The organism is Streptomyces sp. NPDC017246 (genome assembly GCF_044331325.1).
GTDB lineage: Bacteria > Actinomycetota > Actinomycetes > Streptomycetales > Streptomycetaceae > Streptomyces.
The window spans coordinates 1-23451 of sequence record NZ_JBIRMW010000014.1 but is presented as its reverse complement, the minus strand read 5'-3'; the positions used below and the strand labels follow the sequence as shown (position 1 = coordinate 23451).

Annotated in this window: 18 protein-coding genes and 1 pseudogene; 9 read left to right on the top strand and 10 right to left on the bottom strand. The window is 73.1% G+C overall.

The features are described 5' to 3' along the window. Positions 1-62 precede the first annotated feature (62 nt). Positions 63-431 carry a hypothetical protein gene (locus tag ACH4MY_RS28135; RefSeq protein ID WP_398006546.1) on the bottom strand — a complete coding sequence of 123 codons (369 nt, stop codon included), beginning with the start codon at positions 429-431 and terminating at the stop codon, positions 63-65. A 405-nt stretch (positions 432-836) separates the two neighbouring features. Here ACH4MY_RS28135 and ACH4MY_RS28130 point away from each other — a divergent pair, with 405 nt between their 5' ends. The 4 genes from ACH4MY_RS28130 to ACH4MY_RS28115 are packed head-to-tail and all read left to right on the top strand — an operon-like array spanning position 837 to position 5337. Further along, entirely contained in the window at positions 837-3863 is a 3027-nt protein-coding gene (locus ACH4MY_RS28130) for a nitrate- and nitrite sensing domain-containing protein (protein ID WP_398006545.1), read from the top strand. Further along, entirely contained in the window at positions 3860-4303 is a 444-nt protein-coding gene (locus ACH4MY_RS28125) for a roadblock/LC7 domain-containing protein (protein WP_398006544.1), read from the top strand. Before ACH4MY_RS28130 ends, ACH4MY_RS28125 begins: the two co-directional genes overlap by 4 nt. Before the next feature lie 10 nt (positions 4304-4313). Further along, positions 4314-4751, top strand: coding sequence for a DUF742 domain-containing protein (locus ACH4MY_RS28120; protein ID WP_398006543.1), 438 nt, complete (start codon positions 4314-4316; stop codon positions 4749-4751). Continuing rightward, positions 4732-5337, top strand: coding sequence for a GTP-binding protein (locus ACH4MY_RS28115; RefSeq protein ID WP_398006542.1), 606 nt, complete (start codon positions 4732-4734; stop codon positions 5335-5337). The genes ACH4MY_RS28120 and ACH4MY_RS28115 overlap by 20 nt, the downstream gene beginning before the upstream one ends. A 127-nt stretch (positions 5338-5464) precedes the next feature. On the opposite strand, the gene ACH4MY_RS28110 is transcribed toward ACH4MY_RS28115, so the two are convergent. From ACH4MY_RS28110 to ACH4MY_RS28100, 3 genes and pseudogenes are all read right to left on the bottom strand, one after another. Then, positions 5465-6622: a lipid-transfer protein gene (locus tag ACH4MY_RS28110; RefSeq protein ID WP_398006702.1), complete on the bottom strand. Its 1158-nt coding sequence runs from the start codon at positions 6620-6622 to the stop codon at positions 5465-5467. 26 nt (positions 6623-6648) lie between these two features. After that, positions 6649-7149 (bottom strand): Zn-ribbon domain-containing OB-fold protein, encoded by a 501-nt coding sequence (locus ACH4MY_RS28105; protein WP_398006541.1) that lies wholly within the window; start codon positions 7147-7149, stop codon positions 6649-6651. Positions 7150-7238: 89 nt separating this feature from the next. Beyond that, positions 7239-8059, bottom strand: a pseudogene (locus ACH4MY_RS28100) (M15 family metallopeptidase). On the opposite strand from ACH4MY_RS28100, the gene ACH4MY_RS28095 reads away from it, so the two are divergent. After that, positions 8058-8651: an NUDIX domain-containing protein gene (locus ACH4MY_RS28095; RefSeq protein WP_398006540.1), complete on the top strand. Its 594-nt coding sequence runs from the start codon at positions 8058-8060 to the stop codon at positions 8649-8651. The pseudogene ACH4MY_RS28100 and the gene ACH4MY_RS28095 sit on opposite strands and share 2 nt — an antisense overlap. 103 nt (positions 8652-8754) lie before the next feature. Here ACH4MY_RS28095 and ACH4MY_RS28090 read toward each other — a convergent pair whose 3' ends face one another. Next, positions 8755-11154 carry a TIM-barrel domain-containing protein gene (locus ACH4MY_RS28090; protein ID WP_398006539.1) on the bottom strand — a complete coding sequence of 800 codons (2400 nt, stop codon included), beginning with the start codon at positions 11152-11154 and terminating at the stop codon, positions 8755-8757. A 215-nt stretch (positions 11155-11369) separates the two neighbouring features. On the opposite strand from ACH4MY_RS28090, the gene ACH4MY_RS28085 reads away from it, so the two are divergent. Continuing rightward, on the top strand, positions 11370-13340 hold the full coding sequence (locus tag ACH4MY_RS28085; protein ID WP_398006538.1) for an acetoacetate--CoA ligase: 1971 nt from the start codon (positions 11370-11372) through the stop codon (positions 13338-13340). 32 nt (positions 13341-13372) lie between these two features. Here ACH4MY_RS28085 and ACH4MY_RS28080 read toward each other — a convergent pair whose 3' ends face one another. Beyond that, a complete protein-coding gene (locus ACH4MY_RS28080; protein ID WP_398006537.1) occupies positions 13373-14482 on the bottom strand; it encodes a CU044_5270 family protein in 1110 nt (369 codons plus the stop codon). Further along, positions 14479-15282, bottom strand: a complete 804-nt coding sequence (locus tag ACH4MY_RS28075) for an RNA polymerase sigma factor (protein ID WP_398006536.1) — start codon at positions 15280-15282, stop codon at positions 14479-14481. Before ACH4MY_RS28075 ends, ACH4MY_RS28080 begins: the two co-directional genes overlap by 4 nt. A 120-nt stretch (positions 15283-15402) precedes the next feature. On the opposite strand from ACH4MY_RS28075, the gene ACH4MY_RS28070 reads away from it, so the two are divergent. Further along, positions 15403-17007, top strand: a complete 1605-nt coding sequence (locus ACH4MY_RS28070) for a serine protease (protein WP_398006535.1) — start codon at positions 15403-15405, stop codon at positions 17005-17007. A 93-nt stretch (positions 17008-17100) separates the two neighbouring features. Here ACH4MY_RS28070 and ACH4MY_RS28065 read toward each other — a convergent pair whose 3' ends face one another. After that, entirely contained in the window at positions 17101-18420 is a 1320-nt protein-coding gene (locus tag ACH4MY_RS28065; protein WP_398006534.1) for an aminotransferase class I/II-fold pyridoxal phosphate-dependent enzyme, read from the bottom strand. Between the two features lie 46 nt (positions 18421-18466). On the opposite strand from ACH4MY_RS28065, the gene ACH4MY_RS28060 reads away from it, so the two are divergent. Together ACH4MY_RS28060 and ACH4MY_RS28055 are read left to right on the top strand one after the other, a co-directional pair. Then, positions 18467-19750 (top strand): MFS transporter, encoded by a 1284-nt coding sequence (locus ACH4MY_RS28060; RefSeq protein ID WP_398006533.1) that lies wholly within the window; start codon positions 18467-18469, stop codon positions 19748-19750. A 23-nt stretch (positions 19751-19773) separates the two neighbouring features. Beyond that, positions 19774-20676 (top strand): hypothetical protein, encoded by a 903-nt coding sequence (locus ACH4MY_RS28055; RefSeq protein WP_398006532.1) that lies wholly within the window; start codon positions 19774-19776, stop codon positions 20674-20676. Between the two features lie 71 nt (positions 20677-20747). Here ACH4MY_RS28055 and ptsP read toward each other — a convergent pair whose 3' ends face one another. Continuing rightward, entirely contained in the window at positions 20748-22418 is a 1671-nt protein-coding gene (gene ptsP / locus ACH4MY_RS28050) for a phosphoenolpyruvate--protein phosphotransferase (RefSeq protein ID WP_398006531.1), read from the bottom strand. 80 nt (positions 22419-22498) lie between these two features. Next, positions 22499-22948, bottom strand: coding sequence for a PTS glucose transporter subunit IIA (locus ACH4MY_RS28045; RefSeq protein WP_398006530.1), 450 nt, complete (start codon positions 22946-22948; stop codon positions 22499-22501). Positions 22949-23451 lie beyond the last annotated feature (503 nt).

Here is a 23451-nt window from a genome sequence, read left to right as displayed (position 1 = left end):
AACGGTGAGCGGCCCGGCCCCCTCGACAGGGGGCCGGGCCGCTCAGTGTTCTCCCGGGTGCCTCAGGCCGCCTCGGAGAGCGATGCCGTCTCCGAGCGGTCCTCCTCGTGCTTGGCACGGAGCGGCGGACGCGCCGTGCTGCTCGGTTCCGACACCACGCCGTTGCGCTGACGCCACACCTGACGGGTGATCCAGACGTCGAGGACACTCCAGGTGGCCACGACGGTGGAGACCACCGCGCTGACGGTCACCGGGAACGCCATCCACGAGCCCGCCACGGAGCAGAAGAACGCCACCACTCCCTGGATGAGCGTCACCGATGTGATCATCATGGCCCGCACCGCCGCGGTGCGCACCGGGTCGGGCATCCGCCGTCGGGCCCGCTCGTCCTCCACCCACAACTGCCGTGCCGACCGCGCCTCGTGTTCCATTGTCCTGTCACTCCCCACCACCGAACGACTTAAGGAGCGGCTGCCCGTCTTGAGCGCCTTTACGCGGACAGAACCCTCCCCGTACTTATTGACGCACGAGAGAGGGAAAAGGTTTCGCCCGACCTGGGGTGAACGCCACTCGACAGGGACCGGAACAGACAGTTCCAGCCATCTCCGCAGGCCGGAGAAATGGCGCATCATCAGGTGTCCTACGCCACATTGACCAATCCCAACTCCCCGAATACCAGGACATCTCATGATCAACACTCACTCGACAGGCTGAAAATAGCCCGGACATGCCTTCGGGATGTCCGTGATGCAGTAGTAGGCTCACGCCGCCGTTTGTTGAAACTCAAGGTTGACGCCGGGTGTTGACGCCGGACGTCACGAACGTGAAGGACCTCCGTGGCCGCGGAGGCCGAGCTGGGGGAGGCCATGCGCTTTCGCGGGAAGTCCATCCGCCGGAAGATCGTGGCGTTGCTCCTCGTACCGCTCGTCTCCCTGACGGGCCTGTGGGGCTTCGCCACGGCCCTCACCGGTCGCGAGGCCGACCAACTCCTCGACGTCGGCTACATCGTCGACAAGGTCGGCTACCCCCTGGAGGACACCGCCCGGGTCATCCAGCTCGAACGCCGCCAGTCGCTCATCTACCTCGCCGACCCGCGGGGCTCCGAGACCCTCGGCTCCCTGCGCGAGACCCGCCGGGCCACCGACCGCCAGATCGCCCGCATCCGCGCCAACGCCAAGGACCCCGGCGTCCGTGAGGAGATGCGCCCGGTCACCGCCCAGCGGCTCACCTCACTCCTCGAAGCGCTCGACGGCCTCGCCTCGCTGCGCCGCTCCGTGGAGAAGCGCGACATCGGCCGGATGCAGGCCCTCGACTTCTACAACCGGCTCGTCGACCCCTGCTACAGCTTCCTCATCACCCTCCACGCCCTCGAGAACGTGGAGATGGACAAGCAGGGCCGCGCCCTCGTCGGCATCACCCGCGCGCGTGAGCTGCTCTCCCGCGAGGACGCCCTCGTCCTCTCCGCGCTCGTCGCCGACCGCGTCACCACGGAAGAGATCCGCGAGATATCCAACCTCGTCGCCAACCGCGAGCAGTTCTACGAGGTCAACCTCGAACTCCTCCCGGCGGCCGAGCGCGAGCACTTCGAGAAGTACTGGCGCAGCCCCGACAGCCAGGCGCTGCGCACCGCCGAGCACGCGATCGTCGAAGAGGGCGCCACCGACAACCCGCGAGCCGTCACCCCCGTCTACTGGCAGGAGAACGCCAGCCCCGTCCTCGACGACCTGGCCCGCGAGAACACCGCGGCCGGCGACCGCTACCAGGACCGGGTGCAGCCCGCCGCGTACAGCGTCCTCCTCAAGGCGGGCGTCGCCGGAGTCCTCGGCTTCCTCGCCCTGCTCGCCTCGATCATCATCTCCGTCCGCATCGGCCGTGTCCTCGTCCGCGACCTCCGCCGCCTCCAGAAGGAGGCCCAGGAGGTATCCGGCGTACGCCTGCCCAGCGTGATGCGCAGGCTCGCCGCGGGCGAACAGGTCGACGTCGGCACCGAAGTGCCCCACCTGGGATACGGCCAGGACGAGGTCGGCCAGGTCGGCCAGGCCCTCAACACCCTCCAGCGCGCCGCCGTCGAGGCCGCCGTCAAGCAGGCCGAACTGCGGCGCGGCGTCTCCGAGGTGTTCGTCAACCTCGCCCGCCGGAACCAGGTCCTGCTGCACCGTCAGCTCACCCTCCTCGACACCATGGAACGGCGCACCGAGGACACCGACGAGCTGGCCGACCTGTTCCGGCTCGACCACCTCACCACCCGTATGCGGCGGCACGCCGAGGGCCTCGTCATCCTCTCCGGCGCGGCGCCCTCCCGGCAGTGGCGCAAGCCCGTCCAGCTCATGGACGTGGTCCGCGCCGCCGTCGCCGAGGTCGAGGACTACGAGCGGATCGAGGTACGCCGACTGCCCCGGCTCGGCGTCGGCGGCCCCGCCGTCGCGGACCTCACCCACCTCATCGCCGAACTCCTCGAGAACGCCACGGTGTTCTCGCCCCCGCACACCGCCGTCCAGGTCCTCGGCGAGCGGGTCGCCAACGGCTTCACCCTGGAGATCCACGACCGCGGCCTCGGCATGAACCCCGACGCCCTGCTCGACGCCAACCTCCGGCTCGCCGAGACCCCCGAGTTCGAGCTCTCCGACACCGACCGCCTCGGCCTCTTCGTGGTCAGCCGGCTCGCCCAGCGTCAGAACGTCCGCGTCTCGCTCCAGACCTCCCCGTACGGGGGGACCACCGCGGTCGTCTTCATCCCGGCCGCGCTGCTCACCGACGCGCCCGAGACCCAGGGCGCCGGCTTCCGCCTGGACCGCAAGACCCTGGAGCACGGCGGCCCGGCCGACGAGGAGACGGCCGACGGCGGCGTCCTGCCCAGCCGCCGCCCGGCGCTCGCCAGGGTCCCGGACGTGACCGAGGGCCCCGGCCCGCTCGACGGCCCCGTCGAACTGGAGGGGCCGATCGGGACCGAGGACTTCGACGGCCTCCTCGACCGGTCCGCGGATCTCCTCGACACCGAGAGCGAACGCGGCGGTCTCTTCCTGCCCCGGGGCAGGCGCCGCACCGGACTCGCGCCGGCGGGCGAGCAGCACACGCAGCCCACGGACCGGTCCGACGGCCGCGGCGATGACGAGAAGCCCGCCGACGGGGGAGTCGTCGGCCCCGTGCCGCTGCCCCGCCGCCGCACCACCCCGACGCTCGTGGTGGACCACGGCCGGCGCGTCGACGAGCCGGGGCGCGGCCGCGCCTTCCCCGACCGTACGCAGCCGCTCCCGGACCGCCCGCACCAGCTCCCGGACCACGGCGCCTCCGGTCGTCCGGACCGGACCCACGCGCTCCCCGACCTGGACCAGCCGCCGGCCGGCCGCGCGCACCCCGCCCCGGGCCGGGTGACCGAGGACCACGGCGTCCTGGGCCACCACGCCCACGGCACCGGCCGAAACGACCCGCCCGCACCCCAGCGCGGTGCCGGGGGCCGGGACGACCTGCCGGTACCCCCGCGCGGAACCGCCGGGCGGGACGACACTCCCGTACCCCCGCGCGGGACCGGACCCACCCTCGTCCCCGTACCGCCGGAGGGTCCCGTGCCGCCGGAGAGCCCCGAGCCGTTCGGCGGACTGCCCCGACGTGTCCGCCAGGCCAGCCTCGCGCCGCAGCTGCGCAGGACCGACGGCTCGGCCGACCGTGGCACGGGCGGACGCGCCGACGACGGTACGAGCGGCGGCGCCACCCCCGCGGACCCCGATTCCTTCGAGCGCGACGCCGAGGAGGTACGCGCCCGCATGGCCGCCATGCAGCGCGGCTGGCAGCGCGGGCGACGGCACAACGCCGACCCTGACGACCCGACAGCACCTGGAACGACACCCGAGGGGGACGGTCGATGACCGCACCGAACGCCGCAGCACCCAGCAGCACCTCCGGCCACGGAAACGGCGAACTGAACTGGCTCCTCGACGAGCTCGTCCAGCGCGTCCGCTCCATCCGCAAGGCCCTGGTGCTCTCCAGCGACGGCCTCCCCACGGGCGCCTCCCAGGACCTGACGCGCGAGGACGGCGAGCACCTGGCCGCCGTGGCCTCCGGCTTCCACAGCCTCGCCAAGGGCGTCGGCCGCCACTTCGAGGCGGGCAAGGTCCGCCAGACGGTCGTCGAGCTGGAGGACGCCTTCCTCTTCGTCACGGCCGCCGGTGACGGCAGCTGTCTGGCCGTGCTCGCCGACGCCGACTCCGACGTCGGCCAGGTCGCCTACGAGATGACGCTGATGGTGAAGCGGGTCGGGGCCCACCTCACGACGGCCCCCCGGACCGGCCTGCCCGCGGGAGGGTGAGTGGGACGGCATGAGTGACGCAGCCGAGCGGAACCAGCTGAACCAGCAGCGGAACGAGGGCCCGGCCCCGGGCCACCACCACTGGTTCGACGACGAGGCCGGACCGGTGGTCCGTCCGTACGCGATGACCCGCGGCCGGACGAGCGCCGCCACCCGCCACCGGCTCGACCTGATCGCGGTGGTCGTTCCCGAGCCCGCCGCCGACGATCCGGGCCGGGACCAGACGCTCTCTCCCGAGCACGTGGAGATCGTCGAACGCTGCTCCGAGCAACCCCAGTCGATCGCCGAGCTCGCCGCAGGACTCGACCTCCCCGTCGGGGTGGTCCGGGTGCTCGTCGGTGATCTCGTCGAGGACGAACTCGTCCATGTGACCCGCCCCGTTCCGCCGGCCGAGCTGCCGGACGTGAGCATTCTCCGCGAGGTGATCAATGGCCTTCGGGCGCTCTAGCCGCAAGAAGCCCTACGTCGAGCCGGTGACCCTGAAGATCCTCGTCGCGGGCGGGTTCGGGGTGGGCAAGACGACGTTGGTGGGCGCGGTCAGCGAGATCAGGCCCCTGCGGACCGAGGAGATCCTCAGCGAGGCGGGGCGGCCCGTCGACGATCTGCACGGTGTCGAGGCCAAGACGACCACCACGGTCGCCATGGACTTCGGCCGGATCACCCTCCGCGAGGACCTCGTCCTGTACCTGTTCGGTACCCCGGGACAGGACCGCTTCTGGTTCCTGTGGGACGAGCTGGCGCAGGGCGCGCTCGGCGCGGTCGTCCTGGCGGACACCCGTCGTCTGGAGGACAGCTTCGCGGCCATCGACTACTTCGAGCGGCGTGGCATCCCGTTCACGGTGGCCGTCAACTGCTTCGAGGGCGCGCAGCGCTTCCCCGCCGAGAGTGTGCGCGGGGCGCTCGACCTCGATCCCGAGGTCGAGCTGCTGATGTGCGACGCCCGGGACCGCGAGTCCGTGAAAAACGTCCTCGTGGCCGTCGTCGAACACGCCCTGGTCCTCGCGGACCGGAGCCACGCGGCCGCGACGACCTGAGGGGCCCACCGCCCGGCCGGGCGGTGGGAGAGGACCGACGGCGTCCGCGGGCAACGGCGCCCGGGGGCGCGGCGCACCGCCGTCGTGCCCTCGGCGCACCGCCACCGCTGTCGTGCCCTCGGCGCCCTCAGCGCACCGCCACCACCGCGGACCCGTGCCCGAACAGGCCCTGGTTCGCGGTGATGCCGACCCGCGCCCCGGGCACCTGCCGGCCGCCCGCCGTGCCCCGCAGCTGCCAGGTCAGCTCGCAGACCTGGGCGATCGCCTGGGCGGGCACGGCCTCACCGAAGGAGGCCAGCCCGCCGCTGGTGTTGACGGGCAGGCGTCCGCCGAGGGCGGTCGCCCCGTCCCGGAGCAGCTTCGCGCCCTCGCCCGCCGCGCACAGCCCGATGTCCTCGTACCACTCCAGCTCCAGGGCGGTGGACAGGTCGTACACCTCCGCCAGGGACAGGTCCTCGGGTCCGATCCCCGCCTCCTCGTAGGCGGCGCGCGCGATGGAGGCGCGGAAGGAGTGCGGGGCCGGGGCGACGGCCACCGCCGAGTCCGTCGCGATGTCCGGGAGGTCGAGCACCGACCTGGGGTACGTGGGGGAGACCGTCGACACCGCCCGGACCCGCACCGGGTCGGGGTGCCCGTGGCGGCGAGCGAACTCCATGCTGGACAGGACGAGCGCGGCGCCGCCGTCCGAGGTGGCGCAGATGTCCAGCAGTCGCAGCGGATCGGCGACGACGGCCGAGGCCGCGACCTGCTCGGCGGTCACCGGGGAGCGGTAGCGGGCCAGCGGGTTGAGCGCGCCGGCCGCCGCGTTCTTCACCTTCACCTGGGCGAAGTCCTCGGGTGTGTCGCCGTACAGGGCCATCCTGCGGCGCGCGTACAGCGCGAAGTACGCGGGGTTGGTGGCCCCGAGCACCCGGAAGCGCAGCCAGTCGGGATCGTCGGGGCGCTCGCCTCCTGCGGGGGCGAAGAACCCCTTGGGCGTGGAGTCCGCGCCGACGACGAGGACCACGTCCGCGAGCCCGGACAGAATCTGCGCCCGCGCGGTCCCGATCGCCTGGGCGCCCGAGGCGCAGGCCGCGTACACGCTGGTGACCCGCGCTCCCTGCCACCCGAGCGCCTGGGCGAAGGTCGCCCCGGCCACGTATCCCGGGTATCCGCAGCGCATGGTGTCCGCGCCGACGACGGAACCGACGTCCGTCCACCGCAGGCCGGAGTCGGCGAGCGCCGCGCGTGCGGCGGCGGTCCCGTAGCCCACGAAGCTCTGACCCCACTTGCCCCACGGGTGCATCCCGGCCCCGAGGACGGCGATGTCGTTCACGACTGCTCCTCCCGTGCGACGGGCTGTGCGGTGGACCGTGTGGCGGGCTGCGCGACGGGCCGCCAGTTCCAGGTGGTCCAGATGTGCTCGTCGTCCTCGTTGAGGACTCCGGGCACCACCTCGACCTCCGTCCCGACGGCCAGATCGGCCGTGGTCACCCCCGGCGCGGCCTGCCCGAGGACCACCATCGCCTCGGCCGCCAGCTCGACGACGACGAGGGTGTACGGCTCCCAGGGCGTGTCCGGATCGGAGACGTACGGGGCGGGCGGACGGTAGCGCCCGTCGGTGTACGACCAGACGCGGCCGCGCGGTGAGAGCGGCACTTCGGCGAGCTGCCCGCCTCCGGGGCAGACCGGATTGCGGCACCCGTCGTCCGCGCGCGGGAAGAAGACCGACGCGCAGGCCGTGCAACGGGTGCCCAGCAGCCGGAACTCCGCCTCCGGCACGGTGTCGTCCGTGAACCACCCGGCCACCACAGGTCTGCGCGTCCGTGCCATCAAGGCCTCCCGTACCACCGATCACCACGATCACCACTGATCTGACGAACCGTCAGGAGTGTGTCACGGGAGATCCGGACGCGGAAGACTCAGTGCCCGGCCACCGACCTCCGCGCCACCGGGAAGTCGAAGAACGTACTCGGGAACGGCTCCGGCTTGAAGGTGAAGTGCCACCACTCCTCCGGCAGGTTCACGAACCCCTGCTCGACGAGTGCCCCCTTGAGCAGCTGCCGGTTGGCCCGCTGCACACCCCCGACCCGCGGGTCGTCCGTGTGCGAGAGCGTGTCGAAGCAGTCGTACCCGGTCCCCATGTCCACGGAGTTGTCCGGGAAACGCTCCGCGCGCGGCGCGTAGCACTCCGTCAACCTCTCGCCCGGCACGTACGCGCGCGTGGGCACCGCCGGCAGCCGCACGATCGTCAGATCCACCGTCGAGCCCCGGCTGTGCCCGGACTTCTCGGCGATGTAACCGTCCGCGAACAGCCTCGACTTGTCGACGAGCGGATAGAACTCCTTCTTCATCCCCTCGTCCTCCAGGTCCTTCGCCCAGCGCACGAAGTGGTCGACGGCCCGCTGCGGGCGGTAGCAGTCGTAGACCTTCAACGTGTACCCCCGGGCGAGCAGCCGCACCTGGGCGCGGTGCAGCGCCTCGGCCGCTGGCCGGGTCAGGATGCACAGCGGCTGCCGGTAGCCGTCCACCGGCCCACCCACGAAGTTGTGCGGCGTCGTGTAGCGCATCTCCTGAAGAATCGTCCGGTCCACGGAACTCAGGGCCACGAACTCCCGTGGCGCCTTCGGCTCCGGCGCGGCCGACGCCGGGGGAGCGGGGGCGGCGACGCGCCCGTGACGGCGAGCAGCCCGGCCGCGGCCGCGACGGCGAGGGTACGGATGGCGGAAGCAAGTCCTGTCATGCGCACCGTCTATCAGTTCCGGCAGCGGCGGGAAAGGGCGATCGCATACGGTCGGCCCGTGAAGGACTCCCAAGGCACCTCCTCCGGCCCGTCCCGCGGCACCTCGCACTGCACCGCCTGCGGCGCCGCCCACCCGGCCGACGGCTGGCCCCGCACCTGCCCGGCCTGCGGCCACACCGCGTACCGCAACCCGCTGCCGGTCGCCGTCGCCCTCCTCCCCGTCACGGACGGAACGGGAACCGGACTCGTCGTCATCACCCGCACCATCGAGCCCGCGCGGGGCGGGGTCGCCCTGCCCGGCGGCTTCATCGACCACGGCGAGGACTGGCGTGCCGCCGTCGCCCGCGAACTCCGTGAGGAGACCGGGATCACGGCCTCCGCCGAGGAGGTCGGCCTCGCCGACGCCATGAGCTCCCCGGCCGGCCACCTGCTCCTCTTCGGCCTCCTCCCGTCCCGCCCGGCGACCGAACTCCCGCCCTCGGCCCCGACGAACGAGACGAGCGGCCACCATGTGCTCCGCGCACCGGAGGAGCTGGCCTTCCCGCTGCACACGGAGGCGGTACGGAAGTGGTTCGCGGGGGCGTACGGCTGAGGTCCCGGCCGGCGGAGCGGGGCGCCCATCTGCGGGGGCCGCGCCCTGAGGTACCCGGCGGGGCACCCGACCCGTACCCCGCCGCCTCACCAACCCCCGCTCCTCACATCCCCCGTACCCGCACCGGCAGCCCGGCCTCCTCCACCCCGTCGTCCGTCACCCGCTCCACGACCACCAGCCCGTCCACGAGCCGCGACTGGTACCGCTCGATCTCGGCCGTCTCCCAGCCGTCCCCCGTGTCCCGTACGACGAGACCCCCGCCCGTCCGTCCCGCGGCGGGCGCCCACACCTCCAGGGAGAGCTCGCCGTCCTCGCCGCGCACCGGGAGCACCGCCCCCGCCCGCGCCAGGACCGGCAGCCGGGAGAGCGGCGCGTCCAGCAGCACCTGACCGGTTCCCTCGTACGCCTGCTCCGTCGCCGTGTCGTACCAGCGGCCGCGCGGCAGCCGCACCGCCCGCCGGTCGGCACCCGCGGTCAGGACGGGTGCGACGAGCAGCGCGTCGCCCAGCAGGAAAGCGTCCTCGCAGTCGCGCAGCACCCGGTCCTCGGGCGTCCCCCACCACACCGGGCGTACATAGGGCGCTCCCGTCATCCGGGCGAGCCGGGCCAGCGTCGTGAAGTACGGCCGCAGCCGTTCCCTCTCGGCCAGGGCCACGCGCGCGTGCTCCAGCACCTCCGGACCGAACTCCCAGGGTTCGCGCCGCCCCGCGTCGATCGCCGCGTGGGTACGGAACAGCGGCAGCCATGCCCCCAGCTGGTACCAGCGCAGGAACAGCTCCGGCGTCGGACTGCCGTCGAAACCGCCCACATCGGGCCCCGAGTACGGCACCCCGCACAGTCCGAGCCCCAGGACCAGGGCGAGCGAGGCCCGCAGCCCCGGCCATCCCGTCGACACATCGCCCGACCAGGTGCCCCCGTACCGCTGCATGCCCGCCCAGCCCGAACGCGAGAAGAGGAAGGGCCGCTCGGCGGGCCGCAGCCTGCGCAGCCCCTCGTACCCGGCCCGCGCCATCGTCAGCCCGTAGACGTTGTGCGCCTCACGGTGGTCGCCTCCCCGGCCGTCCAGGTCGTGCCGTGCCGACCGGGGCAGCGTCGTGTCGCCGAAGGGGGCGAACGACACCGGCTCGTTCATGTCGTGCCACACGCCGGAGAAGCCCTGGCGGAGCCGTTCCTCGTACAGCTCGCCCCACCACTCCCGCACGGCGGGATCGGTGAAGTCCGGGTAGGCGCACTCGCCCGGCCACACCACCCCGTGGACCTCGTCGCCCCGGGCGTCCCGGACGAAGGCCCCCGCCGCCCGCCCACCGTCGTACACCGGGTTCCCCGGTTCGGCCTTCACCGCCGGGTCCACGATCGACACGAGCCGCACGCCCTGCTCCCGCAGCTCGGCGGCGAGCCCCGGAAGGTCGGGGAACCGCTCCCGGTCGACGGTGAACACCCGGTGGCCGTCGTAGTGGTCGATGTCCAGATGGACGGCGGACAGCGGAAGACCGCGCTCCCGGTATCCGGCCACGATCCGCCGGACCTCCCGCGCGCTGCCGAACCCCCAGCGCGCGTGCTGCGGTCCGAGCGCCCAGTCCGGCGGCAGCGCGGGCGCGCCCGTCAGCGCCGCCCAGCCGTGCAGTACGCGCGCGGGGGTGCCGACGACCACCCAGCAGCGCAGCGGTCCGCCGTCCATCCGGACCTCGCTGGTGCCCGGCCGGTCGTGCCCGGACCCCGCGCCCTCCTCGCCCTCGGCGAGGGTGACCCGCCCGTCCCAGGAGTTGTCGTGGAAGGCAAGGTGCGTCCCCGCGTCCGAGACGACGAACTGCACGGGCATGGTGAGGTAGAGGGGATCGTCCCCGGGGCCGAAGCTCCCCTTGGGGTCGGTGTTCCACAGCCGGTACGAGCCGTCCCGCAGCCGTGGCCCCGCCGACCGCCCGCCGAGCCCGAAGAACCGCGCGTCCGCCGGCACCTCACTGCGCTGCACCCACCGCGCCGCGCCCGCCGCCGCTTCCGTGCCCGCTTCCGCGCCCGCCGCCGCTTCCGTGCCCGCCTGTGCCACCGGCTCCCACCAGCGCGGCGGCAAGTCGCGGCGCAGCATCACCCCGCCCGGTGTCCGGATCTCCACCGCCCCGTGCCGGGAGACCGCCACCGTCACCCGCTCGGACACGATCCGCCAGCCGCCGTCCGTGTCCGGTTCCAGGGAGGCCCGCGGATCCGGATCGGGCGCCTCACCGGCAAGGGCGTACGAGGGCAGCGGCTCGGCCCCGTCCCACCCCCAGAACACGGTGCCGCCCGCCGACACCCGGATCCGCAACGAGGACCGGGCGAACCGGATGGTCCCTCCACCGGGCGCCGCCTCCGCCCCCGTCGCGTGCCCCGGTACGCGGGCCCGTTCCGCCCCCTTCGGCGGCAGCCCCCACGCGTCCGTACGACGCTGCCGCCACGCCGCCCGTACCGTCCGCAATCCCTGCACCGAGCCGAACACCTTCATCGAGCGCACCAGTTCACGACCGTCCATGCGGCTCACCCTGCCACCCACCAGGGGCGGAACAGGCTCCGTTCAACTGGCGTTCACCCGTGGTGGGAGCACATATTCAACTCCCCGACCATGGGCGGGCAGCCCTGGTGCGAATGACGATCACATGGCATCGTCCTGTCAGCCGCGTCGCGCGCACACCCCAGCACGTGCGCGGGACACACGCAGACCCCGCGTACAGCCAGGGAGCCGCCCCAATGACATCAGCGCAGACCGATCCGCTCTGGCAGCCGGACGACGAACGCATCGCCACGGCCGCCGTCACCCGCTTCCAGAGCTGGGCCGCCGAACACCACGGCGCCCCTGCCGACGGCGGGTACGCGGCACTCCACCGCTGGTCGGTCGACGAGCTCGAAGCCTTCTGGCAGGCGGTCGTCGAGTGGTTCGACATCCGCTTCTCCACCCCGTACGAGCGGGTCCTCGGCGACCGCTCGATGCCCGGCGCCGACTGGTTCCCCGGGGCCACCCTCAACTACGCCGAGCACGCCCTGCGCGCCGCCGACGAGCGCCCCCATGACACGGCTCTGCTCCATGTGGACGAAACACATGAGCCCACGCCGGTCACCTGGGGCGAGCTCCGCCGCCAGGTCGGATCGCTCGCCGCCGAACTCCGCGCCCTCGGCGTACAGCCCGGCGACCGGATCAGCGGCTATCTGCCCAACGTCCCGCAGTCCGTCGTGGCCCTCCTCGCCACCGCGGCCGTCGGCGGTGTGTGGACCTCCTGCGCCCCGGACTTCGGCGCCCGCAGCGTCCTCGACCGCTTCCAGCAGGTCGAGCCCGTGGTCCTCTTCACCGTCGACGGCTACCGCTACGGCGGCAAGGAGCACGACCGTCGCGACACCGTCGCCGAACTGCGCGCCGAGCTCCCCACCCTCCGGGCGGTCGTCCACATCCCGCTGCTCGGGACCCCGGCCCCCGAGGGCACCCTCGACTGGGCCGACCTCGTCGCCGCCGACGTCGAGCCGGTCTACGAGCAGGTCCCGTTCTCGCACCCGCTGTGGGTCCTGTACTCCTCCGGCACGACCGGTCTGCCGAAGGCGATCGTCCAGTCCCAGGGCGGCATCCTCGTCGAGCACGTCAAGCAGCTGGGCCTGCACTGCGACCTCGGGCCCGACGACGTGTTCTTCTGGTACACCTCCACCGGCTGGATGATGTGGAACTTCCTCGTCTCCGGCCTGCTCACCGGCACGACCGTCGTCCTGTACGACGGAAGCCCCGGCTACCCGGACACCGCCGCGCAGTGGCGCGTCGCCGAACGCACCCGAGCCACCCTGTACGGCACCTCCGCCGCGTATGTGATGGCCTGCGCCAAGGCGGACGTGCACCCCGGCCGCGACTTCGACCTCTCGTCGGTGAAGTGCGTCGCCACCACCGGCTCCCCGCTGCCCCCCGACGGCTTCCGCTGGCTCCACGACGAGGTCCGCGAGAACCTCTGGATCGCCTCCGTCAGCGGCGGCACCGACGTCTGCTCCTGCTTCGCGGGCGCCGTCCCCACCCTCCCGGTCCACATCGGGGAACTCCAGGCGGCGGGTCTCGGCACCGACCTCCAGGCCTGGGACCCCTCCGGCAAGCCGGTGATCGGCGAGGTCGGCGAACTCGTCGTCACCAACCCCATGCCGTCCATGCCGATCCACTTCTGGAACGACCCCGACGGCAGCCGCTACCGCGACAGCTACTTCGAGATGTTCCCGGGTGCCTGGCGCCACGGCGACTGGATCACGATCACCGACCACGGTTCCGTCGTCATCCACGGCCGTTCCGACTCCACCCTGAACCGTCAGGGCGTACGGATGGGGAGCGCCGATATCTATGAGGCCGTCGAACGCCTCCCGGAGATCCGCGAATCCCTCGTGATCGGCCTGGAGGAGCCGGACGGCGGCTACTGGATGCCGCTCTTCGTGCACCTCGTCGAGGGAGCCACCCTCGACGAGGAGCTGATCGCCCGCATCAAGCGGACGATCCGCACCGAACTCTCCCCGCGCCACGTCCCCGACGAGATCATCGAGGTCCCCGGCGTCCCGCACACCCTCACGGGCAAGCGCATCGAGGTCCCGGTCAAGCGCCTCCTCCAGGGCACCCCCCTGGCCAAGGCGGTCAACGCCGGCTCGGTCGACGACCTCGGCCTCCTGCACTTCTACGAGTCCCTGGCGGCCTCCCGCCGGGGCTGACCGGAGCGCCCCGCCGCGCGGGGCCGCCCCCGCTAAGCCCTCGGTGCCCCCGGCAGCTCGCCGGGGGCGCCGACGCACGCCTTGGCGAGCACCGCCGACACCCCGAGGACCGTGCCCGCGGATCCGGCCGTCGTCGTTCCGGTGAGGACCGTGCGCTCCCCGAGGAACACCGAGGTCGTACGGTCGAAGATCCACTGCGTCTGCTCGCCGTACGCGGTACGGGCGACGGCGACGCCCTCGCGACCGGCCGCGTCCTTCGCGGACGGCACCACGGTGACCCCGGGGATCCGTGCCGCGGCCTCGTACAGGGCGGCGGTGACCTTCGGGGGAGCCCAGGTCTCGGCGAGCAGGGTCCCGATCGCGGTGAAGGCCCGCTGGTCCGGATCGCCCCCGGACCGACGGGTCTCGTCGCGGATCAACCGCAGGAGCGCCTCAGGGTCCGTCGGAAGCGTCGCCACGTACGCGTGGGTCGGGTTCGTGACGGAAGGCGGCTCCGCCCCGGCGGTGGACATCCTCGGCGCGGCCCCCCGGTGGTCCAGCTCGTACACGGGCAGCGGGGGACCGAGCGGGGTGTCGGCGGAGCCGGGCTCGCGCAGCAGACCGGGACGGCTGCCGTCGGCCGAAAGCCACACCTCGCGCCGATGGGCACGGGGCAGTGTCGCCGAGCCACCCGAAGCACTGCGCCCGGCATGGGCGACGAGGCTCTTCACATAGACGTACCCGTCGGGCCCGGCATCCGGCGCGGGCGCGGCCGCGGCGGCGAGCGCCGCTCGGGACAGCACCCGCACGGCGCCGGGCGAGGCCTCCTGACCGGCCGTGACACGCCCCGTGCCCGGGGGCCCGGCCGGCGCCTCGCGGGGCGCGAGGACGGCGACACCGGCCACGACCGCGCAGGCGGCCATCGGTGCGGCGATCCAGCCGAGCCGGAGCCCGGCGCGCCCCCGGCGCTCACGGGACGGACGGGCGACCGCGCCGCCCTCGGAGGCGAGGGCGGCCCTCAGGACGGTGTGCCGCAGGTCGCGGTCCCGGTCCGGCGCGAGCGGGGGCACCGGCGGCGGGGGCAGCAGCTCGGCGAGCTCGGCACGCAGAGCCTCGTCGGTGTGGGCGTGCTGGTGCGGCGTGCGGGGGGCGAAGGCGTTCATGCCTGGTTCTCCGGGATCGATCGGGGCACGAGAGCGGGACGGACGACGGACCGGGCGGACACGGCTCCGGCGACGGGATCTGCGGCGGTTCGTTCTGCGGCGCTCGGCTTCGCCGCGGCTCCGGCAGCCGTACCGGGACGGAGGGCGGGACCGACACCGGCACGGCTGCCGGCACCGCTGCCGGCGGAGGGCCGTGCCACCGCCGGTACCACCACGCCGGAGGACGACCGCACGGCGGCGACGGCCGCCCGCTCCTTCCGCCGCGAGGCCCGCAGTTCGGCGTCGGCGAGCTTCCGGAGCCGTTCACGCGCCCGCGAGAGCCGGGACCGCACGGTCCCGACCGGAATGCCCAGCGCCTCCCCTGCCGCGGCGTAGTCGAGCCCGGCCCACACCACGAGCGTGAAGACCTCGCGCTCGCGCCGCCGCAGCTTCCCGAGGGCGGCCCGGGCGGCCCGTACCTGCTCCCCGTCCGTCATCCTGGCGAGGACGTCGTCGGCGAAGTCCGGCAGGACACCGCGCTCCGGCATCCGGGCGAGGGCCGCGTCCCGCCGCCGTGCCTCACGCGCCGCGCCCCGCATGATGTTGGTCGCGATGCCCAGCAGCCACGGGCGAAGGCTTCCGCCGTCGGCGTGCACTCTTCCGCGACAGCGCCAGGCTTCGAGGAACGCGGCGGAGACCACGTCCTCGGCCGCCGTCCGGTCTCCGCAGACCCGGAAGGCGTAGTGGTACAGCACGCGGGCGTGCTCGTCGTACGCCTCGCCGAGCGCGGAGGGGTCTCCGGCCCGGAAACGATCTCTCATAGGTGATTCCACATCTGGCACTGGGCGCCGGTTCGTCCGGGTTCCCGTGACCCGCGCCACACCGCGAGGCCTGTGACCCGGGTCACGGGAACGCCCCGCCCGTCGTGAGCAGTGCTTGGCATGAACGATTCCTCGCCACTCCGCCGCACGGCCCCGGGTACGAGCCGCCGCACGATCCTGCGCTCGCTGGCCCTGGCCGGGGTCCTCGCCGGGACCTCCCTCGCGACGACGTCGCCGGCCGCCGTCGCGAACGGCGCCCCCGAGACGTACACCCTGACCATCCGTCATCTCGACCGGGAAGGAGCCGCCACCGGCGGCTACCGGACCCACCTCACCGGCATCTCGGGCCCCGGCGCCTCGGAGGAGGCCACGCCCTACGACGAGTCCGGCACGGTCACCGTCCGGCTGCCCGAGGGCCGCTATCTGCTCGACTCCACCCTGGGCGGAGCCGACGGGGCCACCGGAACGGACTGGATCGTCCAGCCCCGCCTGGACCTGAACCGCGACACGACGGTCACCGTCGACGCCCGCACGACCGCGCCGGTGGACGTCCGTCCGCCGGAGTCGGGCGCCCGCTACCTGAACAGCCTCGGGTTCGTCGAGGTCACCCACGAGGGGACGACCCGCTCCGCGAACATCATGACGGCGAGCCCGGGCCTCCGCGTGGCCCACCTCGGTCCCGCGGCCGAGTCCGGCTCGGTCAGGGAGTGGTTCGACACCTACTGGTCCGGCGCGACAGCCGACTACGCCCTCGGCTACACCTTCACCTCCGAGCGCGCCCTGACCGGCCTCGTCCGGCACCCGGCGGCGGCCTCACTGGCCACCGTCAAGATCCGCGCAGCCGCCCCGGAGGGCACGACCGGAACCGGGTTCGTCTCGATCCAGCCCAGCGCCGGCCCCACCGTCGGGCTCGTCCAGCCCCTTCGGCTGCCCGGGACCGCGACCGTGCTGGTGACCCCCGAGCGAGGCCGGTGGGACGTCGAGTACACCGGCCCCGCCGCCCCCGGGACCCCGCCCAACCGCTACCTCGCACCCGGCTTCCCGGTCCGCGCGGGCGCCACCACCACCCACACCTTCGACAACGCCGTCTTCGGCCCCGCCCTCGACCCGGCACCCGGCGCCCGCCCCGCGGGCGTCCGTGACGGCGACACCCTCGCCCTCGACCTCCCGCTGCTCGCGGACGGCGACGGCCACGTGCCCACCGCACCCCACTTCCACGGCGCCACCACCACGCTCCACCGCGACGGGGTCCTGATCTGCACCCGACAGGGCGACCCCGGCCGTGCCACGTTCACCACCACCCCCGGACGGGCCTCTTACCGGCTCACCGCCACGGCGACCCGCGGCGACGGCTCCCCGACGAGCGGGCGGGTCACCGCGGCCTGGACCTTCACCTCGGCGGCCGCGCCCCGCCCCGCCGCGCTGCCCCTCAGCACCGTCCGCTTCGCCCCGGCCCTCGACCTCGACGGCACCACCCCGGCGGGGACCGCGGTACGCGTACCGGTCACCGTCCAGGGAGCGGCGGCCGAGACCGGAGTCCGGTCGCTCACGGTGTCGGTGTCGGCCGACAACGGCACCACCTGGACCCGTGTCCCCGTCGTCGACGGCAGGGCCGCCTTCCGCACTCCCGGCCCCGGCCGCTCCGTCTCGCTCCGCGCCGAACTCACCGACGCCCGGGGCAACACCCTCACCCAGACCCTGAGGAACGCCTACCGGACCCGATGAACCCCGGCCGCCCCGGCACCGACCCGTACGCGGCGACACCGAACGCTCCGGGGAAGACCTTTCCCCGGAGCGTTCGGCGGCTTTCCGCGGGTGTCATCCTCCGTACGTCGCCTGCGCGTCACCCAGTACCTCCGCGAAGTCCGCCGCGAGGCGCTCCGCTTCGCCGGGTGCGAGCGTCGCCGTCGTGATCCGTACGGCCGGCGGAGCCGCGATCCGGAACCGCGCCCCCGCGGCGACCCACCAGCCCTGGGTCCGCAACCCGTTGACGACCGCCGACTCGTCCCGCACCGGCACCCATACGTTCAGCCCGCTCGCCCCGACCGCCCGGATCCGGTGCTTCCCGAGCGCGCCGATCAGAGCCGCCCGCCGCTCCGCGTACGCCGACTCGCCCGACGCCACGAGCCCACGGACCGCCCCGTCACCGAACAGACCGGCCACCGTCTCCTGGAGCACGTGGCTGACCCATCCCGAGGTCATCAGCATCCGCCCGTCGTGCCGCGCGAGGGTGACCGCGTCGCACGCGACCCCGGCCCACCGCAGGTCGATCCCGAGGTGCTTCGACACGGTCCGCACCTGCGCCCACCGGTCGAGCCCGGCCGCCGCGAGCGTGTACGCCGCCGCCCCGCCGACCTCCGCGTTGTGGTCGTCCTCGACGACGAGCACCTCCGGGAACTCCCGGAGCACCGCCACCAGTTCGTCCCGTCGCGACCGGGTGAAGAAGGCCCCGGTCGGGCACTGCCCCCGAGGGCTGCACACCACCGCGCGCACCCCGCTCCGGAGCGCCGTGCGCAGCGACTCCGGTACGAGCCCCTCGCCGTCCACGGCCACCGGGACCATCCGCAGTCCCAACGCGGGCACCAGGTCGAGGAGATGGTGGAAGCCGGGATCCTCCACGGCCACCGCGTCACCCGGCCGCAGCTCCGTCGAGAGGAGCCGCGCGATGCAGTCGAGCGCCCCGTGCGCGAACGTCACGTGCCGCGCGGGCACCCCGTCCCGCTCGAACCACGCCCGGGTCACCTCCTCGAGCGCCGCGAGGCGCGGCGCGGCGCGGTGGGAGCCGTACACCGGGGGGACCGCCGAAGGCGGCCGCAGTACGGGGAGGAAGGCCGGGTCCGGATGCCCGCCCGCCAGGTCCACCAGGCCCCCCGGCACCCGTGGCGGACGCCGGGAGGCCACCGACGGGACCTCCGCCACCACGGTTCCGCCCCGGCCCCGCGTGACGATCAGCCCCCGCTGCCGCAACTCCTTGTAGGCCGTCGCGACGGTCCCGGGGCTCACCCCCAGCGCGTCGGCGAGCCGCCGCACGGGCGGCAGGGCGTCACCCGGGGCGAGTCCGCCCTCGGTCACGCCCCGCTCCACGGACGCGGCGATCCCCTTGGCCGTCGTACCTTCGATCGCATATTGTGCTGCCACGTAATCAAATATGTATCAATACAAAGCAGTTGGCAAGGGGGACCCATTGAGCCGCTCCACCCGCTCCACCCGGACAGCCTTCGAGGACCGCATCCCGGGCGGCGCCGACGGCCGCCGCATGCTCGTCATCGGGTTCATCGACAAGTGCGGCACCGGACTCTGGTCCACGGCCATGGCCCTCTACTTCACCTACGTCACCGGCCTCGGCCTGGGCCAGGTCGGCCTTCTCATCGCCGTATCGGGCGCCGCCGGCATCGCGGGCGCCCCCCTCGGCGGCCGACTCGCCGACCGTTTCCCGCTCGTCCGCGTCATCATCTGCACCCAACTGCTGCGCGCCGCCGCCCTCCTCGCCCTCCTCACCACCGACGACTACCTGCTGCTCGTCCTCTTCTCGGCCGCCGGCGCGCTCCCCGACCGCGCCACCAACGTCCTCACCAAGCTCTACGCGGCCCGGGTCGCCGGCCCCGACCGCATCCGGTACCAGGCCATCAACCGCACCACCTCCAACCTCGGCTGGACCCTCGGCGGCCTCGGCGCCGCGGCCGCCCTCGCGGTCGGCACCAGCACCGCCTTCCACCTCCTCCTCGTCGGCGACGCCCTGTCGTACCTGGTGATGGCCGCGCTCACCCTCCGCTGCGCCGAACCGCCCGCCCCCACCTCCCGGGTGGCCGCCTCCTCCACCGACCCGGCCCCCGTCACCAAGCCCTCCAACCCCTGGCGCGACCGGGGCTTCCTCGGCTTCACCGCCGCCGATTCGGTCTTCTTCCTCCACGACTCGATCCTCCAGGTCGCCCTCCCCCTCTGGATCGTCCACGCCACCGACGCCCCCGTCGGCCTCGCCCCGCTCCTGATGGTCGCCAACAGCGCCCTCGTCGTGATCTTCCAGGTCCCGCTCTCGCGCTACGGCTCCTCCACCGAGGCCGCACGCCGTCTGCTCGCCCCGATCGCCGGACTCTTCGCCGTCGGCACGCTCGCCCTGGCCGTCTCCGCCCTCGGCGGCAGGACCCTCTCCATCGCCGCCCTGATCACCGCGGCCGTCGTCCTCACCTTCGCCGAGATGATCCACACCATCGCGTCCTGGGAGATCTCCGTCGCCCTCGCCCCCGACGACGCCCAAGGCGCCTACCTCGGCGTCCACGGCCTCGCCCAGTCCACCCAACGCTTCGTCGGCCCCCTCCTCATGACCGGCATCGTCTCGGCGGGCCCCCTGGCCTGGCCAGCCCTCGGCGCCGTCCTCGTCGCCACCAGCGCCGCCCAGAACCGCCTCGTCCGCCGACGCCTGCCCGCGACGTCACTGTCAGTGGCGAAGGTTACGGTGAGTGAGCACTGATAGGACCGTCACCAGGGGGAGACATGACACGGACCGGCACCACCCACGCACACCTCCGCCGCGCCCTGCGCCGCGAAGTCCCCAGCACCGTCGGCCTCCTCGCCGACGAGCACGACTTCACGGCCATGCGCCAGTACCGGACCTTCGCCTTCGACGACCACACCACCTACCTCCGGCAGGTCGAGGCCCTGCTCAAGACCCTCGCCGGCCAGGGCGGCCACACCACCGTCACCCTCTTCGACCCCGAGGAGTACGCGGCCTACTGCGCCGAGACCGCCATCGACCCCGACCACCCCACGAGCCGCAGCCGCTTCACCGCACACCTCGCCGCGACCGGCGCCCGGATCACCTACACCGGGCAGCCCCTCAGCACCCTCCTCCCCGAGCTCGTCGACACCGCCGTCCGCCACGCCACCTGGGAGTACGCCACCACCGTCCTCGCCACCGCGGGCGACTGCGCCACCTGCGGCAAGGACATCGGCAGGGCCGCCTTCGAGCGGGCCGCCCGACTCCTCACCCGGCTGCTCGACGCCGCGGGCCCCGGCGCCCACCACCTGGTGTGCAGTGTCCGGGCGGCCGACGACCAGCTGCTCGCCGTCCTCCACGCCCATGGCACCACCGGGCCCGCCGCAGCCGTCGACGACGCGGCGGCCGCCGAACTCACGGCCGTCCTCGCCACCGGCATCGCCCTCGACGCCCCCGGCGGACTCGTCCTGCGCACCACCGCCCCCGGCGACCGCGACCGACTCCACGGCTGGCGCCTCACCGGCGGCACGCTCGTCCCGCTCACCGAGGCCGAGGTCTTCGCCGCCTACTGCACCGACGCCACCACCGGAGAACCCCTCTCACCGGAACCCGGCGTCGACCACCGCGCCGGTTTCCCCCTCGCGCCGGACCCCGACGACGACTGGACCACCCACCACTGACCCCGGACACGCCGAAGGGGCTCCCCGTCACCTGCGTGACGGAAAGCCCCTTCGGCGAGCACGGCCGGGAATCACTCCCCGGACAGCACCGCCTGAGCGGCCACACGCGCCTCGTGCGCCGTGTCGGCGGCACGCGCCGCGGCGGCGGCCCGCTCACACTGCGCCAGCGTGTACTTGGCGAGCATCGCCCGCACGTACGGAATGGAAGCCGCACCCATCGAGAGCGAGGTGACACCCAGACCCGTCAGCACACAGGCGAGCAGCGGGTCGGCGGCCGCCTCGCCACAGACACCACAGCTCTTGCCCTCGGCCTTGGCGGCCTCGGCGGACAGCGCCACCAGGTCGAGCAGCGCCGGCTGCCACGGGTCCTGGAGCCGGGACACCGCACCGACCTGGCGGTCGGCCGCGAAGGTGTACTGCGCCAGGTCGTTGGTTCCGAGCGACAGGAACTCGACCTCCTGGAGGATCGAGCGGGCCCGCAGCGCGGCCGAGGGGATCTCGACCATCGCACCGAACTTCGCCCGCAGCCCCGCCTCACGGCACGCGTCGGCGAAAGCCTTCGCGTCCGTACGGTCGGCCACCATCGGCGCCATGACCTCGAGGTACACCGGCAGACCCTCGACCGCCTTCGCGAGCGCGGTCAGCTGCGTCCGCAGCACCTCCGGGTGCTCCAGCAGCGACCGCAGACCCCGCACGCCGAGCGCCGGGTTCGGCTCGTCCACCGGCGTCAGGAAGTCCAGCGGCTTGTCGGCACCGGCGTCGAGCACCCGCACCACGACACGGCCCTCGGGGAAGGCCTCCAGCACCTTGCGGTAGGCCTCGACCTGCTTCTCCTCGGACGGAGCCTGCTTGCTGTCGTCCAGGAAGAGGAACTCCGTACGGAAGAGACCGACACCCTCCGCACCGGCCTCCACCGCCGCCGGCACGTCCGCCGGACCGCCGACGTTGGCCAGCAGCGGCACCTTGTGGCCGTCCGAGGTCGCACCCGGACCGCTGGACGTGGCCAGCGCGGCCTTGCGCGCGGCGGCGGCGTCGGTCAGCTCCGCCTTCTTCTCCTCGCTCGGGTCCACGAAGAGCTCACCGGTCGAACCGTCGACCGCGATGAGCGTGCCCTCGGCGATCTCACCCGCGCCCGGCAGCGCGACGATGGCCGGCACACCCAGCGCCCGCGCGAGAATCGCGCTGTGGCTGGTCGGCCCGCCCTCCTCGGTCACGAACCCGAGCACGAGCGTCGGGTCGAGCAGCGCCGTGTCGGCGGGCGCCAGGTCCCGCGCGATCAGCACGTACGGCTCGTCGCTGTCCGGCACGCCGGGCATCGGCACACCGAGCAGCCGCGCCACGATCCGGTTCCGCACGTCGTCGAGGTCGGCGACGCGCCCGGCCATGTACTCGCCGGCACCGGCGAGCAGCTCGCGATAGTGCGAGAAGGCGTCGTAGATACCGCGCTCCGCCGTGCTGCCCACGGCGATCCGGCGGTCCACGTCGGCGATGAGCTCCGGGTCCTGGGCGATCATCGCCTGGGCCTCCAGCACGTGCTGGGCCTCACCACCGGCCAGGTTGCCGCGTGCATTGAGGTCGGCGGCCACAGCTTCGACGGCCTGACGGGCGCGCCCCTGTTCGCGCTCCGCCTCGTCCGCCGGAATCTGCTTGGCCGGCGGTTCGAGAACCGCCGTGCCCATGTGCCGGACCTCGCCGATCGCCACACCGTGGCTGACGCCGACGCCTCGCAGCGTTGTCTCCATCTCACCCGTCTCCGATAGAGCGGCGGCACCTGCCGCCGCGTTGAATGTCGAACTCGCGGTCGTCACGGGGACGAACCGGCTCAGCTCCAGCCGAAGAGCTGGTCGCCGGCCTTCACGTCGCCGTCTTCAACGACGGAGGAGAGCGAGTCCGCAGTGGCCTCCAGGGCCACGATGGGACAGATGGGGGACTTGCCGGCGGCCTCGACCGCAGCGGGGTCCCAGCGCACGACGGCCTGGCCCCGCGTCACGGTGTCACCCTTCTTCACGAGGAGCTCGAAGCCCTCCCCGTTGAGCTGAACGGTGTCGATGCCGAGGTGGGTCAGCACACCGTGTCCCTCGCCGTCGACGACGACGAACGCGTGCGGGTGCATGGAGACGATGACCCCGTCGATGGGGGAGACGGCCTCAGAGGGCTCACGTACGGGATCGATGGCGGTACCGGGACCGACCATCGCACCGGAGAAGACCGGGTCGGGAACTGCGGCGAGACCGATGGCGCGTCCAGCAAGCGGCGACGTCACGGTTGTCATGGGAAGCCTCCCAGGGGCGGAGATTGTGTAGGCGCCGTCACTACCTGTCCTGGACGGCGTACTGTTCTGAAGCGTAAGTCATAAGAAGTCCTAGTTCCGCCCGGGACGTACCAGTTGGACGGAGCTAGGGACTACCGGAAACGATTTGCCTCAACTGACGGTGGGATGTACTGTCGTACTCCTGCCTGACCCCAACGCGGCCTTGAGTCGCGGGTCGGCAGCACCTATCAAGCCAGATCCTAACCCCAGTGGTCTACACCTCTGCATGCTCGCAGGGGATGTGGTCGGGGGGACCGAGAAAGCCTGGTAGTGTTTGACCCCGCCGGGAACGGAAAAGCGAAAGCGAATTCCAATCCCAGCAGCCCGCTCCAGCGGGTGGCAGAAACGGGAAATCGGATCTGCTAGGCTGGAAACACGAAATACCGAAGGGAAGCCCGGAGGAAAGCCCGAGAGGGTGAGTACAAAGGAAGCGTCCGTTCCTTGAGAACTCAACAGCGTGCCAA